The following is a 13,735-nucleotide window of genomic DNA, read 5'->3' on the forward strand; positions in this document are numbered from 1 at the left end:
AAACAAAAAGGGAACACGCCGGAGGTTGCCGTGAAGATCGACTATCTGGAATTCAGCTCTCCTGACATCGCCGCCACCAAGGACTTCTTCGGCCGCGCCTTTGGCTGGAGCTTCAACGATTACGGTCCCGAATATCAGGAACTGGCCGATGCCGGAGTTTCGGGCGGGATCGCAGCAGGACCGCTTGCGCCGCCATTGGTCATCCTCAAGACCGATGATCTTGAGGCTGCGCTGGCGCAGGTGACCGAAGCCGGAGCCGAGATTACCCGACCGATTTTCAGCTTCCCCGGTGGTCGGCGTTTCCAGTTCCGCGAACCGGGCGGCACCGAAATGGCCGTCTGGTCCGAGGTCTAACCCTTGGTCTTGGGCGGGCGCGGGCGATAGGTCGGTACGCTCCAGCCGAAAAGCAGGCTGCCCGCGCGCAGCGCAAAGACGGTGATGCCACAGACGATCAGCGCCCAGAAGCCGGAAACCCCCAGCCAGATCAAGGCGACTGCCGTGACGGCGCCGCCGAAGGTCGCGGTGATGTAAAGTTCATTCTGTTTCAGCACGAGGGGCAATTCATTTGCCACGGTATCGCGGGCCAAGCCGCCGAATGTGCCGGTGATCACGCCCATGGCGACGATGACAATCGGCCCCGCGCCTGCAGTCATAGCCACATCGACCCCTGCCGGAACCGCGACGCCCAGTGCCAGCGCGTCGAGCCAGACCAACAGGCTGTAGCGGCTTTCGAACAGATGCGCGGTGAAGAACACCAGAATGGCTGCCAGCGAAGTGACGACCAGCAGTCCCGGCCTTCCGACCCAGAAGACCGGATCCTGTCCCAGGAGCAGGTCGCGCAGGGTGCCTCCGCCGATGCCGGTGAAAGTCGCGAAGAAAACGAAGCCCATGATGTCAAGCTGGGCGCGGCTCGCCACCAGCGCACCGGTCAGGGCAAAGACCAGAACGCTGGCGTAATCAAGAAATGGGACGGCGTCCTGCGCGTTCACCCTGCGGCCTTCGCTGGCTTGAACGGAGCCATGCCCGCGCGGGCCAGTTCATCGGCGCGCTCGTTTTCGGGGTGACCGGCGTGACCCTTGATCCATTCCCAACGAACAGTGTGGCGGGCCTGTGCCTGATCCAGACGCTGCCACAATTCGGAGTTCTTCACCGGCTTGCGGTCGGCGGTGCGCCAGCCATTGCGTTTCCAGCCGTGAATCCATTGCGTGACGCCGTTTTTCACATAGGCGCTGTCGGTGGTGACGGTAATCTCGCTGGGGCGCGACAGCACTTCGAGCGCGCTGATCGCAGCCATCAACTCCATCCGGTTGTTGGTGGTGTCGGCCTCGCCGCCGGACAGTTCACGCTCTTTCAGGATGGCGTCGCCGTCCATGGCGCGCATGAGGACGCCCCAGCCGCCGGGGCCGGGGTTGCCGCTGCAGGCCCCGTCGGTCCAGGCCAGAAGGACGGTCATGCCTTCAGCCCGACATAGCCGGGTAGCGCAGCAACGCGCTGGATCCAGCTATTGATGGCCGGAAAGCGCGTCATGTCGAACCCGCCCAGCGAACCTGCGGTATGGGTGTAGCCGTAAAGGCAGATATCGGCGAGCGAGGCGGCATCGCCCACCAGCCAGTCCTGTTTCGACAGCCGGTCCTCCATGATCTGCAAAAGCTGGTGCCCACGTTCCAGCAATTCGGCCATGCGCTCGGGCGTGGCCAGATGGCGGCGCTGTTCATAGATCTGCAGCGCGGCGCGGACCGCGATGACGCCTTCGTGCTGGTTCTGCTCCCAGAACATCCATGACAGCATCTCGGCCTTCACGAAGGGGTCGGCGGGAACAAATGGCGTGCCTTCGCCCAGCCAGCACAGGATCGCGTTCGATTCCGGCAAAAGCCGTCCGTCATCCAGTTCCAGCACCGGAGCCTTGCCGAACGGCAGACGTCCATCGGCTTTGGCGCTGTCCAAGGCGTCGGTTTGGTATTCGACGCTGGTGATGTCGTATTCACGTCCCAGCAATGCCAGCAGCAACCGGACCTTGTAGCTGTTACCCGAGGAGGGCATCGAAAAAAGCCGCATCTTTGAACCTGCCTGAATAGAATTCCCGTCGCCCGCCAGATCGCGGGCTCGCTCGGACGGCACTATAGGGCGGAAGGGCAAAGGCGGCTAGCGCAAGCTGACCGCGCGGTTTTCAGACAGGCTTGGCGAGATAGGAAATTGCGCCGGCGATATCGGTATCGTCGATCAGGCGGAAATGACTGACCGAACCCTCCTGACGGGCCTTGCCGAAGGGGGCGTATTCCTCGCAATTGACGAAGGACATCGCATCGTCGCGATTGGGAAACTGGATCAGGGCGATCAGCGTCTCATCGGTCTGGTCGCCTTCGAGCGTTTCGATATTGCCGCTGCGCGACAGGTAGCGGCCATTATGCTTGGCGGCGATGTCATGCACGGCTGCGGCATATTCCGGCACCCATGCGTCATCGGTGACTTTGACTTCTGCGATCAGAAAGACGGTCATGGCGGTTCTCCTCCCTCAGGGATCTGCCGCGACCGTTCCGGCTGCGGCCAGCAGAGGCAGCATAGGAGGCCAACCCCGCCACGGGCAATCGGACATTTGGCCGATCAGGGGCGATTATCGCGGCTGTGCCAGATAGGGGATCGCACCGGCAATATCTGTGTCGTCGATCAGCCGGAAATGACAGACCGAGCCCAACCGCCTTGCCGCCCCAAGCGGCCCGTATTCGGGATCGGCGGCAAAAGCCATCACATCCTCGCGCGAGGGGAACGCGATCAGCGCGATGACGGTCTGGTCGCTGGCAGGGCCTTCGAGCGTCTCGATATTGGCGGTGCGGGATAAGTAACGCCCGCTATGCCGCTCGGCGATCTCATGAACGCGGGCTGCGTATTCGGGCACCCATCCGTCGTCGGTGACCTTGATTTCGGCAATCAGAAAGACGGTCATTTTCCGGATAACCCCTCTGAAATCGCTGCCGGTCCCGTACCGGCAACGGTCAGCAACTCCAGAATACGGGTGCGGATTCAGGTTCGACAATCTGGATATTCGGCCAGAATTGGCCGGTTGGCTCAGGTCGGCTCGCGCAGGACGCGGGGAACCTTGAACTCGACATTCTCGCGGGCGGTCTCGACCAGTTCGACCGTGACATCGAAACGGGCGCGGAAGGCATCAACGACCTCATCGACCAGAACTTCCGGCGCGCTGGCACCGGCGGTGACGCCGACCGAGCGGATGCCCTCGATGGCGCGCCAGTCGATCTGGTCCGCACGCATCACCAGCTGAGAATAGTTGCAGCCCGCAGCCGAGCCGACCTCGACCAGACGGCGCGAGTTCGAGCTGTTCGGCGCACCGATCACGAAAAGCGCGTCGATCCGGTCGGCAATCGCCTTGACCGAGGCCTGACGGTTGGTCGTGGCGTAGCAGATATCTTCCTTGGCGGGACCGACAATGTCGGGGAAGCGGCTTTGCAGTGCGGCGACAATGGCGGTGGTATCGTCAACCGACAACGTCGTCTGGGTGATATAGGCCAGTCGCGAGGCGTCACGCGGCGCGATGTTTGCGACATCCTCGACCGTTTCGACCAGCAGGACCTCGCCTTCGGGCAATTGGCCCATCGTGCCCAGCACCTCGGGGTGTCCGGCATGGCCGATCATGATCATCTGGAGACCGGCGGCGTGGTGGCGTTCGGCCTCGACATGGACCTTGCTGACCAGCGGGCAGGTCGCATCGACATAGACCATCTCGCGGCGGCGGGCCTCGGCGGGGACGGCCTTGGGCACGCCATGCGCCGAGAAAATCACCGGACGATCCGTGGGGCATTCGTGCAGTTCTTCGACAAAGACCGCGCCCTTGTCGCGCAAGCTGTCCACAACGAATTTGTTATGGACAATCTCGTGGCGGACATAGACCGGGGCGCCCCATTTCTGCAGCGCCATCTCGACGATTTTAATGGCGCGGTCGACGCCCGCGCAGAAACCGCGAGGCGCGGCCAGATAAAGGGTCAGGGGCGGTTTCGTATCCATGCCTCTCACCTAGCGTTCCGGCTGCGCTCTCGCAAGGCTCAGGCGCCGTCGAAGGCGGTCAGGGCGTAAACCTCGTGGCCCATGCCTTCCAGCACCTTGCGGCCGCCAAGTTCGGGCAGATCGATGACGAAAGCGCAACCGATGACCTCGGCGCCCAGCCTTTCGCAAAGCGAGATCGCCGCCGCAGCCGTGCCGCCAGTGGCCAGCAGGTCATCGACGATCAGCACGCGGTCTCCCGGTTTCAGCGCGTCGTCGTGGATCTCGACCACGGCTTCGCCATATTCCAGCGTGTAGGCCTGGCTCAGAACTGCGCCGGGCAGCTTGCCTTTCTTGCGGATCGGCACGAAGCCCACCGATAACTGGTGCGCGACGGCACCGCCAAGGATGAAGCCGCGGGCCTCGAGGCCGACGACCTTGTCGATCGGCTCACCGGCATAGGGCGACAGCAGTTGGTCGACGGCCATACGGAAGCCGCGCGCATCCGCGAAAAGCGTTGTCACGTCGCGGAACAGGATTCCCTCATGCGGGAAGTCCACGATCGTGCGGATATAGTCACGGACCTCGCGGGTGTCACGGCTGCGCTTGGCCGGTTTAGCCATCAGGGTCGCTCCATTTCGAAAGTTTCAGTGGTGGCCGTGTAATCCTTGTAGCCCATACGCGCCAGCCAGCCTTTTTCGTGCAGGTCGAAACGCCCGTCGATCACGCAGTCAGGGCGAAGGTGGATGCCGGTCACGACGCCCAGCACCATGTAATTCGCCTCTCCGGCCAGACGCAGGATGCGGGTGGCACGACATTCCAGCGAGGCAGCCGCATGGGCCACGCGCGGGCAGTCGATGGTTTCGCATTCGGCGGCCTCGATTCCGGCGGCTTCGAATTCGCTTACGCCTGCGGCATGGGCGGCCGAACTGGCATTGACCTGATCCCGCATCGCGCCATCCGCGATATTGACGCAGAAGACGCGGCTTTCGGCGATCTGCTCGACGCTGTCCTTGCTGACGCGCCGGTCGGGCTTGCTTGAGGTCGAGGCAAACATCACCTGCGGCGGTACATATGCGGTCAGGTTGAAGAACGAATAGGGCGCCAAATTGTTGCCCTGACGTCCCCGCGTCGAGATCCAGCCGATGGGGCGCGGGGCCACGATGGCATTCAGCGGGTTATGGGGAAGGCCATGGCCGGATTCGGGTCGGTAGAACATCTGCTGCCTCGTCTGCGGGGGGCGGGGCGCGTCGGTATCGCGCCGCATGATCGGGAACGCTCTGCCCGCCCAAGGGTTTCCCGTCAAGCATGGGCGGCTTTTCACGACGCGGCATGGCACGAAGATTTTTGTGAAATGTCGCGGCTCTGTTGTTTTCGTAACCGTACAAGCGTGCTAGGGGGCCGCCACCCGTCGCACCCCGTCGGTCAACCCTGTATCGGGAGTCTCAATGTACGAACTCTGCCCGGAATCCCCCAATGACACGCCCGAAGTCGAGGCGCTTCTGGACCTGTGCTTCGCACCGGGCCGAACGGCATTGTCCTCGTACCGGCTGCGAGACGGAGTTCCGGCGGTCGGCGCGCTGTGCCTTGTTCTCAGGGACGGTTCCGGCGTGCTTCTGGGTGCGATCCGCTACTGGCCGGTGCGGGTCGGCGGCAAGCCCGTGCTTCTGTTGGGGCCGGTTGCCGTACACCCGACAACGCAGGGCGAGGGGCTGGGCGGGCTTTTGATGCGCGAAAGCCTTGGTCGTGCCAAGGAACTGGGCTGGGAACGCGCGATGCTGGTCGGCGATCTGCCCTATTACCGGCGCTTCGGGTTCGCAAAACTTGACGATGTCGAAATGCCCCCTCCGACGAACCCCGACCGCGTGCTGGGTTACGAGTTGGTCGAAGGGGCTTGGGACGGGATCACCGGTCCCGTCATGCGCGAGTCGGGAGCCGATGTCGCCGCCGGACTGGCCGAGATCCGGCGCGATCCGCCGCAAAGTCAGCTTTGTACCGAGATGGAGCCCGTCGGAGCGCAGGACGCGACGTCTCAGTCGTAATCGAACGCATCTGGGTGATTTGCCAGACTTCCGGTCAAGGCGGCGAACAGGATGGTGCGCCCGTCGATCGACTCGGCTCCACCGCCGATATTGAGCCAAGTCAGCATCTGCGGGGCGTTCTCGGCTGCCTCGGACAGGACGCCGTGCATGGTGCCGGTCGTGGTCGAATAGATCACCGCGATCTGGTTCGACGCGCAGTCATGCGGTTTGCAGCCCGACATGACCAGCCACGACTGTCCATTGAACGAGGCAACTTGCGACGGTGTGGTCACGATACCGTCTGCCAGCCACTCGGGCTTCTCGCTGTTTGCGAACATTGCCTCGAATGCGGTTTTCAGTGCCGCGACCTGGCCCATATCCGCAAGCGTTGGCGGTTGCTCCGCATAAGCGGGCAGTATAGCGGCGAATGCCAGTGCGGCGGCTATCGCGGTTCGGGGCAGGGTCATGGGGGCTCCTTGGTCGTTGATCGGTCCGGCTCGCTTTTTGGCGCCAGTCGGGTGAAAAGGAACCACGCAACGCCTATCTTTGTTGCATCAGTGTCCGTTGATCGCGACACGACATGGAAAGGCCAGGAATTCTCAGGATGACCGATAGTAGTCCCGTTCCGATCACTCAGGCAATCTTGCCGCCCATCACCGATCCCACGGTTCACGCCGAGATTGACCGGCTTGCTAGGCGCTACCTGAATGCAGGCGGCATCGGTATGGAAATGCTGAACGCGATCGGAGGCAAGGCCGAGGGCATGATCGAGCGTCTGCCGACGCCGATCCGTTCGCGTATGGACCGCATCACCTATGGCGCGTTGAACCGTGCCTTCGATGCCGCCTCGCATTCACGAGGGCTTCTGACCGAGCGCGGCGACTGGTTCAACCGGATGCTATCGACCACCTCGGGCGCGGTTGGCGGTTTCGCCGGTATCGCAGGTGCGACGCTGGAGTTGCCGGTAACTGTGACCCTGCTGTTGCGTGCGATCATGGATATCGCCGCCGAGCATGGCTTCGATCCCGACAGCGAGCTGGCGCGGCGCGAGGCACTGAACGTGTTCGCCGCTGCGGGGCCGTTGGCCTCTGACGAGGGGGCCGATCTGGGCCTGCTGGCGGCGCGGCTGACGATCTCGGGTCAGACGGTGCAGACGCTGATCGCGCGGGTCGCGCCCAAGCTGTCCACCTCGCTGGCGCAGAAATTCGCCGCCCAGACCTTGCCGATCCTTGGTGCGGTCGCGGGGGCTGCGATCAATTACAGCTTCACGCGCTACTATCAGGAAATCGCGCGGGTGAATTTCGGTCTGCTGCGGATGTCGCAAGAAACCGGACTTCCGCGCGAAGCCGTGGTCGAGGCCCTGCTGATGCGGATGGAGCAAATCCGTCCCGGCTCGACCGGCAAGCAGTTGCGCCGCGCGTCGGCCTGAATGTCCGGAACCTAGTCTTCGGTCTCGGCGGCAAGTTCCAGCGCCGCCGGACCGGTTTCCAGATGGTCGATCCCAAGCGGGGCGCTGGGCCTTGCAAGGCGTGGACGCACCACCCAATGCAGCCGTTCCTGCGCGCGGGTGATCGCGACATAGGTCAACCGCTTCCACAATTGCACACCGGCCTCGGAGCGGCCCGACCATGCGGCGGCATTGATGTCGGGTCCAAAGACCTGCACATCCGGCCATTGCGAGCCCTGCGCTTTGTGGATCGTCACCGCCGCGCCATGCAGGAAGGTCGCGCCCATCCGCGCCGCATAGGGAATAAAGGGTTCCTCGACATCGGGGATCTCGATCTTGACGATCGAGGCCGCCGATAGCCGAGGATCTTCCGCCCCCACGACATGCAGCCGCGAGAAGCCCGGTTTCCGGCCGGGGCCAAGATATACGACCTGAGCGCCCTTGATCAGCCCGCGCGCCTCTAGGTCGATCCGCTTCTTGCGGTGCTTCAGCGGCAGTTCCAGCCCGTCGCAGATCAGGGGCTCACCGGGCAAAAGCGCGTCTCCGGGCGCGCCATAGGCCGAGCGGAAGGCCTGGATCAGCTTGACGCGGGTCACGTTGCGCCAGACCAGCACCGGACTGCGCGCCATCAGATCGCTTTCGACACGTTCAGCCCAGATAACCCGTTCGTCGCGGCGCGCGGCGTCCTGTACCATGCGTTCGAAATCGGCAAATTCGAGCTGCGGATCGGCCAAGGCATGTGCCAGATCAAGGATCGGACTGTCATCGGATTGACGGTGGATGCGCGACAGTTCCAACCGTTGCGATTTCGCCAGCTTGTCAAAGACCATCTCGCCCGACTGCCCGACCGGAGCAAGCTGAGCGGGGTCGCCGAACAGGACCAGAACGGGGAAAATCTCGCGCAGATCCTCGAACTGCCGTTCATCAAGCATCGAGGCTTCGTCGATCAGGCCGATATCCAGCCCTTCCTCGCGCCGCTTCCAGCCGGTGATGAAATCCGAACCCCGCAGCCCCGCCGCCGCCAATGCGCCAGGAATCGAGGCGTGCTGTTCGTAAAACGCCTTGGCACGATCCAGCGCCGCGTCGGTCAAACCGTCGATCACGCCTTCGACCTGCGGACGTTCGCCAGCGCCAACCAGCCAATCGGCGATGCGTTCATAATCGGGATCGTAAACCGGCGTGTACAGGATGCGGTGGATGGTCGTCGCGGGCACTCCCCGCATCCGCAAGACAAACGCCGCCTTGTTGGTCGGTGCAAGGATGGCGACGGTGCGGCGCTCCTTGCGCTTGCGGCCCTCGTAATCGCCCGAGATGATCTCGACGCCCGCAGCCTTCAGCGCCTTGGTCAGTTCCGCCAGAAGCAATGTCTTGCCCGATCCGGCCTTGCCGATCACGGCCATGACGCGGCCTTTGCCCTGCGTGGCCGGAGTGACCTCTTCGGCGACAAGATCGATGCCGGATTCCTCCAGCACGGCGGCCAGAGCGTCCCAGGCTTCCGCCTGATCGTGGGAAAGTGTGGGCAAGTTCATTTGCCCTTGTTAGCCGCTCGGAACAGGGGCGGAAAGGCCGTTTCGGTTTCATCCGCCGCAGCGGCGGCTGATCAGGCGCGTTCGTCCTTGGGCGAGCCCATCACGACATGGGTGGTGATGGTCGAGATTTGCGGGAATGCGCCAAGGACTTCGCTGTGGAAGCGGCGATAGGCTTCAAGGTCACGAACCTCGACGCGTAGAAGGTATTCGACCGAACCGGTGATGTTGTGACACTCGCGGACCTGACGCGAGGCTAGGCAGGCGCGTTCGAAAGCCTGCTGCGCTTCGTTCGAATGGCGGGACAGCCCGACGGTCACATAGGCGGTGAAACCGGCATCGCGGGCCGACGGATCGATGACGGCGCGGTAGCCGGTGATCGCGCCGCGACGTTCTAATTCCTGCACCCGCCGCAGGCAGGCCGAGGGGGAAAGACCGATCTCGGCGGCAAGCTGTTGATTCGGGATACGTCCATTCTTGGAAAGGATCTGCAAGATCCGCGCGGAAATCTGGTCGTTATCCGGCTCTTGTTGTGTCATGTGCCCGCTCTTGGAAATAATCGATCAGAAATTGCGTTCAGAACATGGTATCATTGCGCCGAATTTGAGGGGAATGAAAAATCATGTCGGATCACGTTATTCTGGCGCTCGTTGCCTTCGCTTTTGTCACCTCGGTCACGCCGGGGCCGAACAACCTTATGCTGATGGCGTCGGGTGCCAATTTCGGCTTGCGGCGGACCATGCCGCATATGCTGGGCGTTGCTCTGGGTTTCGGAGCGATGGTGGCAATTCTGGGCTTGGGCATCGACCGGATCATCACGGCCAATCCGGTGATCGCGCAAGTGATGAAATGGGTCAGCCTGACCTATGTCCTATGGCTGGCATGGAAGATCGCCAAATCTGCGCCACCCGGCAGCGATGTGCAAATCGCGACAAGCCGACCGATGGGGTTTCTGGCGGCCTGTGCGTTCCAGTGGGTCAATCCCAAGGCATGGATGATGGCGCTGGGCGCGCTATCTGCCTATTCCGCAGGGGTCGGCGGCGAGTTGATCGTGGCGCTGGTGTTTACGATGGTGAACCTGCCCTCGGTCGCGGTCTGGGCCGCGTTGGGGCAGGGGTTGCGCGGCTTCCTGCAAGAGCCGCGCCGGTTGCAGATCTTCAATCTGGCGATGGCGGGCTTGCTGGTTCTTTCGATCCTGCCCGTTATCCGGCACTGACCGCGATCAACGCCGCAACACCGATGACGATCAGGGCCATGCCAAGATACTGGCGCGGGCTTGCTTTCTCGCGGAAGATACGGCCAGACACGAGTTGTGCCATCAACACCTCGACCAGCGCCAAGGTGCGGACATTGGCCGCCGAAGTCAGCGCGAAGCCCAGAAACCAGAATAGCGACGCGAATGCCCCGAGAAAGCCTGCGCGTAGCGAATCGCGCCAGTTGAACGCGATGCCGCGCAGGGCCTCGCGATCGGCCAAGACAAGCCAGATCGCCATGATCGCGGTTTGCATTGCAAGGCTTAGGACAAGGATCGTGGCGGCGCGGGTCGGCTGATCTCCGAAGGGCAGGGCAAGGATGCCGCCCCGGAAACCGATGGCAGACAGACCGAACAGGGCACCAGCGAAGATGCCCAACACCGCCGCCCGCCAGCCGCCGCCGCGCCAGTTGGCGCCCGACATCAACACGACGCCGGCTGTCGCGGTGGCTATGGCCGCCATCCTTACCGGACCCAGCGGCTCGGCCAGAACCATTGCGCCGGTCAGGGCCAGCGTCACGGGCTCGGTCTTGAGCAGCGCGGTGGTCACCCCGAAGCCACGCGATTTCATCGTGACCAGCATCAGCGCGGTCGCTGCGATCTGCGCGAGGCTGCCAAGTGTGACCCAGCCCAGAACAGTGGTGTCGGGGACGGGAATCCGATGCCAAAGCGACCAAAGCGCAAGGAACGCGATGGCGAAGGGTAGGCCAAAGATGAAGCGGACTGCGGTCGCGCCCATCGTGCCTATTTCCAGGGTCAGGCCGCGTTGGGCGGCGTTGCGGGCGGTCTGGGCCGCCGCAGCGATCAGGGTAACCGGAATCCAGAACATCTCAGCTGCGGATCGCGGCCAGCATGCGGGTCACATTGTCAGGATCGGCGTCGGGCGTGATGCCGTGACCCAGATTGAAGATATGCGGCCCCTGTGAGAATGCGCCGACGATCCGGCGGGTTTCCGATTCAAGAGCGTCGCCCCCCAATACCAGCAGTCTCGGGTCCAGATTGCCTTGAACGCAGCCGTCTTTCTGCACCTCGGCAGCGGCCCATTCGGCGCTGACCGAGTTATCCAAGGCCACACAATCGGCCCCTGTCGCTCGGGCGAAACCGACATAGCGCAAACCTGCCTCGCGCGGGAAGGCGATGACGGGGATGCCGGGATGGCGCGCGTTGAGGGCGGCGATGATCTGGCGCGCAGGCTCTAGCGAGAAATCGTCGAAATCCTGACCTTGCAGCGATCCGGCCCAACTGTCGAACAGCTTGACGACCTCGGCTCCGGCCTCGATCTGGGCCGAGAGGTATTCGATGGTGGCAAGCGTCACGCGATGGATCAGGGCGGCGAATGCCGCTCGGTCGGCGGCCTTGAAGGCATGCGCCGGACCTTGATCGGGCGTGCCGCGTCCGGCGATCATATAGGTCGCGACGGTCCATGGCGCTCCGGCAAAGCCGATCAGCGTGGTCTCGCGCGGCAATTCGCGCGAGAGAATCCGCAGGGTCTGGTAGATCGGGGACAGCGTGTCGTGGATCGCATCGACCGAGTTCAACTGGCCCACTTCGGCTGCGGTGGTCACGGTCGAAAGTCGAGGCCCTTCGCCCGTGGCAAACCACAGGTCCAGTCCCAGCGCCTGCGGGATCAGCAGGATGTCGGCGAACAGGATCGCCGCGTCGAAACCGTAGCGGCGGATCGGTTGCAGTGTGACCTCGGCGGCCAGATCCGGATTGTAGCACAGCGACAAAAAGTCACCCGCCTGTTCGCGCGTCGCGCGGTATTCGGGCAAATAGCGCCCCGCCTGACGCATCATCCAGACCGGAGGGGTGGGCAGGCGTTCGCCCGCAAGGGCGCGCAGAATGGTTTTCTGGGTCATGTTCACCTCGTTCCCGCCTTCATGGCGTGCGTGTCCCCGTTGTCAAGTGCGCGGTCGGGCGCTAAGCCCAAGCGTATGACCCAGATGCCTGATCCCCAGAACCCAATTCGCATCGGAACGCGCGGCTCGGCCTTGGCGCTCGCGCAGGCCGAGGAAACCCGCAACCGGCTGATGGCGGCGCATGATCTGCCCGAAGCAGCGTTCCAGATCGTGGTCATCAAGACCACTGGCGATCGCGTGCTGGACCGGCCCCTGAAGGAAATCGGCGGCAAGGGTTTGTTCACCCGCGAGATCGAGGATGCCCTGACCGTATCCGAGATCGACATTGCCGTCCATTCGATGAAGGACATGCCGACGATCCAGCCCGACGGGCTGATCATCGACTGCTACCTTCCCCGCGAGGATGTGCGCGACGCGTTTGTCTCGAACCTGTATGGCGGGATCGTGGAATTGCCGCGGGGGGCCGTCGTCGGCTCCTCCAGCTTGCGCCGACGTGCGCAGCTTGCCGCGAAACGCCCCGATCTGGCATTGGTCGAGTTTCGGGGAAATGTTCAGACGCGATTGAAAAAGCTGGAAGATGGCGTCGCTGTTGCGACTTTTCTGGCGATGGCGGGGCTGTCGAGATTGGGCATGACGCATGTCGCGCGCGGCGCGGTCGAACCTGACGAGATGTTGCCCGCCGTGGCCCAAGGTTGCATCGGCGTCGAACGCCGCGCCTCGGACGACCGGATCGCTGCGATGCTGGCGGCAATCAGCCATGCGCCCTCGGCGCGTCGGGTCGAATCCGAGCGCGCGTTTCTGGCGCGGCTTGACGGCTCTTGCGATACGCCGATCGCCGGTCTGGCCGAGATCGTCGGCGACGAATTGCGCTTGCGTGGAGAAATCCTGCGTCCCGATGGCGGCGAGGTCATCTCTGGTGAGCGTCGGGGCAGTTTGAGCGACGGCCCGCAGATGGGGACGGATCTGGCTCAGGAACTGCTGTCGCGCGCGCCTTCAGGGTTCTTCGACTGGCGCTAGGTTGTCGGCGCGATCCTGTTGACGGCCTCGACCGCCCATCCTGCGCCTGTTCGGAGGATGACGGTCAGCGATAGGGGCGCAACTGAAAATGAAAGTGCCGCGGGTCCGACCGCGAGTGCCAGCGCAGCGCGCACGGTTCCCGCGTGGGCAAGGATGGCGGTAGTTCCGGTAGCGGCCTGCAGGACGGGCTGGACCCGTGCGGCCATGTCCAGAAAGCTTTCCCCCTTGGCTGGTCGGTAGGCCGCCAGATCCTCGGGCGGCATGGGGCCGAGGTCGGGGATGCCGTCCTCCTCCCATTGGCCAAAATCCTGCTCCCAAAGATCGTCGATCAATTGCGGCGCGAGGCCCATCGCAGCGCAGGTCTGGCGGCAGCGCCTTGCGGGGCTGGACCAGATCGTCGTTGCCTCAAGTTGTCGTCGCAGCCATTCAAGTGCGGCATCATCGGAACAATCCGCGCAGACATCCCGTCGTCCCGCCAGCCCCGGCTGGACCAAAGGCGCGTGGCGGGCCAGCAGCAAGCGGGCAAATTCGGCCATGTCTGCTCCTCTATCCGTCCTCCGATCCGCATCGCCCGACCGCTGTCCCAAGTCAACAGACAGGACTTGCCGCAGGGACCGACC

The 13,735-nt window shown here is 63.5% G+C and carries 18 protein-coding genes and 1 pseudogene; 5 read left to right on the plus strand and 14 right to left on the minus strand.

The genetic code is table 11. From position 1 onward, the window contains the following. Positions 1-30: 30 nt before the first annotated feature. On the plus strand, positions 31-354 hold the full coding sequence (locus GL286_RS17515) for a VOC family protein (protein ID WP_170295274.1): 324 nt from the start codon (positions 31-33) through the stop codon (positions 352-354). On the opposite strand, the gene GL286_RS17520 is transcribed toward GL286_RS17515, so the two are convergent. The 8 genes from GL286_RS17520 to GL286_RS17555 all read right to left on the minus strand — a co-directional run bounded on the left by GL286_RS17520 (position 351) and on the right by GL286_RS17555 (position 5,212). Continuing rightward, the gene (locus tag GL286_RS17520; RefSeq protein ID WP_170295275.1) at positions 351-989 is read right to left on the minus strand and encodes a TRIC cation channel family protein; all 639 of its coding nucleotides are present in this window, start codon (positions 987-989) and stop codon (positions 351-353) included. The two genes, GL286_RS17515 and GL286_RS17520, sit on opposite strands and share 4 nt — an antisense overlap. Next, positions 986-1,453: a ribonuclease HI gene (rnhA, locus tag GL286_RS17525; protein WP_155096866.1), complete on the minus strand. Its 468-nt coding sequence runs from the start codon at positions 1,451-1,453 to the stop codon at positions 986-988. The genes GL286_RS17520 and rnhA overlap by 4 nt, the downstream gene beginning before the upstream one ends. Continuing rightward, the gene (locus tag GL286_RS17530; protein WP_155096867.1) at positions 1,450-2,055 is read right to left on the minus strand and encodes a glutathione S-transferase family protein; all 606 of its coding nucleotides are present in this window, start codon (positions 2,053-2,055) and stop codon (positions 1,450-1,452) included. The genes rnhA and GL286_RS17530 overlap by 4 nt, the downstream gene beginning before the upstream one ends. A 112-nt stretch (positions 2,056-2,167) precedes the next feature. Beyond that, positions 2,168-2,497 carry a DUF1330 domain-containing protein gene (locus GL286_RS17535; RefSeq protein WP_155096868.1) on the minus strand — a complete coding sequence of 110 codons (330 nt, stop codon included), beginning with the start codon at positions 2,495-2,497 and terminating at the stop codon, positions 2,168-2,170. A gap of 114 nt (positions 2,498-2,611) precedes the next feature. Further along, positions 2,612-2,941 carry a DUF1330 domain-containing protein gene (locus GL286_RS17540; protein ID WP_155096869.1) on the minus strand — a complete coding sequence of 110 codons (330 nt, stop codon included), beginning with the start codon at positions 2,939-2,941 and terminating at the stop codon, positions 2,612-2,614. Between the two features lie 122 nt (positions 2,942-3,063). Beyond that, positions 3,064-4,017 (minus strand): 4-hydroxy-3-methylbut-2-enyl diphosphate reductase, encoded by a 954-nt coding sequence (gene ispH / locus GL286_RS17545; RefSeq protein ID WP_155096870.1) that lies wholly within the window; start codon positions 4,015-4,017, stop codon positions 3,064-3,066. A 38-nt stretch (positions 4,018-4,055) separates the two neighbouring features. Beyond that, positions 4,056-4,616, minus strand: a complete 561-nt coding sequence (locus tag GL286_RS17550; RefSeq protein ID WP_155096871.1) for an adenine phosphoribosyltransferase — start codon at positions 4,614-4,616, stop codon at positions 4,056-4,058. Continuing rightward, a complete protein-coding gene (locus GL286_RS17555) occupies positions 4,616-5,212 on the minus strand; it encodes a flavin reductase family protein (RefSeq protein WP_155096872.1) in 597 nt (198 codons plus the stop codon). The genes GL286_RS17550 and GL286_RS17555 overlap by 1 nt, the downstream gene beginning before the upstream one ends. A 229-nt stretch (positions 5,213-5,441) precedes the next feature. Between GL286_RS17555 and GL286_RS17560 the strand changes: the two are divergent. After that, a pseudogene (locus GL286_RS17560) lies at positions 5,442-5,918 on the plus strand (GNAT family N-acetyltransferase); the annotation flags it as partial. A 107-nt stretch (positions 5,919-6,025) separates the two neighbouring features. Here GL286_RS17560 and GL286_RS17565 read toward each other — a convergent pair. After that, complete coding sequence (locus tag GL286_RS17565; protein WP_155096874.1) at positions 6,026-6,481, minus strand: Ivy family c-type lysozyme inhibitor; 456 nt, start codon at positions 6,479-6,481, stop codon at positions 6,026-6,028. 137 nt (positions 6,482-6,618) lie between these two features. On the opposite strand from GL286_RS17565, the gene GL286_RS17570 reads away from it, so the two are divergent. Further along, positions 6,619-7,443, plus strand: coding sequence for an EcsC family protein (locus tag GL286_RS17570; protein ID WP_155096875.1), 825 nt, complete (start codon positions 6,619-6,621; stop codon positions 7,441-7,443). Positions 7,444-7,454: 11 nt separating this feature from the next. Here GL286_RS17570 and GL286_RS17575 read toward each other — a convergent pair whose 3' ends face one another. Continuing rightward, positions 7,455-8,990, minus strand: a complete 1,536-nt coding sequence (locus tag GL286_RS17575) for an ATP-dependent DNA helicase (protein WP_155096876.1) — start codon at positions 8,988-8,990, stop codon at positions 7,455-7,457. Between the two features lie 71 nt (positions 8,991-9,061). Then, positions 9,062-9,526, minus strand: coding sequence for an Lrp/AsnC family transcriptional regulator (locus GL286_RS17580; RefSeq protein WP_155096877.1), 465 nt, complete (start codon positions 9,524-9,526; stop codon positions 9,062-9,064). A gap of 83 nt (positions 9,527-9,609) precedes the next feature. On the opposite strand from GL286_RS17580, the gene GL286_RS17585 reads away from it, so the two are divergent. Further along, on the plus strand, positions 9,610-10,203 hold the full coding sequence (locus tag GL286_RS17585) for a LysE family translocator (RefSeq protein WP_155096878.1): 594 nt from the start codon (positions 9,610-9,612) through the stop codon (positions 10,201-10,203). On the opposite strand, the gene GL286_RS17590 is transcribed toward GL286_RS17585, so the two are convergent. Together GL286_RS17590 and hemE are read right to left on the minus strand one after the other, a co-directional pair. Further along, positions 10,190-11,068, minus strand: coding sequence for a DMT family transporter (locus GL286_RS17590; protein WP_155096879.1), 879 nt, complete (start codon positions 11,066-11,068; stop codon positions 10,190-10,192). The two genes, GL286_RS17585 and GL286_RS17590, sit on opposite strands and share 14 nt — an antisense overlap. A gap of 1 nt (position 11,069) precedes the next feature. Then, positions 11,070-12,098, minus strand: coding sequence for a uroporphyrinogen decarboxylase (gene hemE, locus GL286_RS17595; RefSeq protein ID WP_155096880.1), 1,029 nt, complete (start codon positions 12,096-12,098; stop codon positions 11,070-11,072). Positions 12,099-12,173: 75 nt separating this feature from the next. Between hemE and hemC the strand changes: the two genes are divergently transcribed. Then, entirely contained in the window at positions 12,174-13,115 is a 942-nt protein-coding gene (gene hemC, locus GL286_RS17600; protein ID WP_155096881.1) for a hydroxymethylbilane synthase, read from the plus strand. Here the strand turns inward: hemC and GL286_RS17605 are convergent. Then, positions 13,112-13,651 carry a histidine phosphatase family protein gene (locus tag GL286_RS17605; RefSeq protein WP_155096882.1) on the minus strand — a complete coding sequence of 180 codons (540 nt, stop codon included), beginning with the start codon at positions 13,649-13,651 and terminating at the stop codon, positions 13,112-13,114. The genes hemC and GL286_RS17605 overlap by 4 nt on opposite strands. Positions 13,652-13,735: the final 84 nt, after the last annotated feature.

It is taken from the genome of Paracoccus aestuariivivens, assembly GCF_009711225.1.
GTDB lineage: Bacteria > Pseudomonadota > Alphaproteobacteria > Rhodobacterales > Rhodobacteraceae > Paracoccus > Paracoccus aestuariivivens.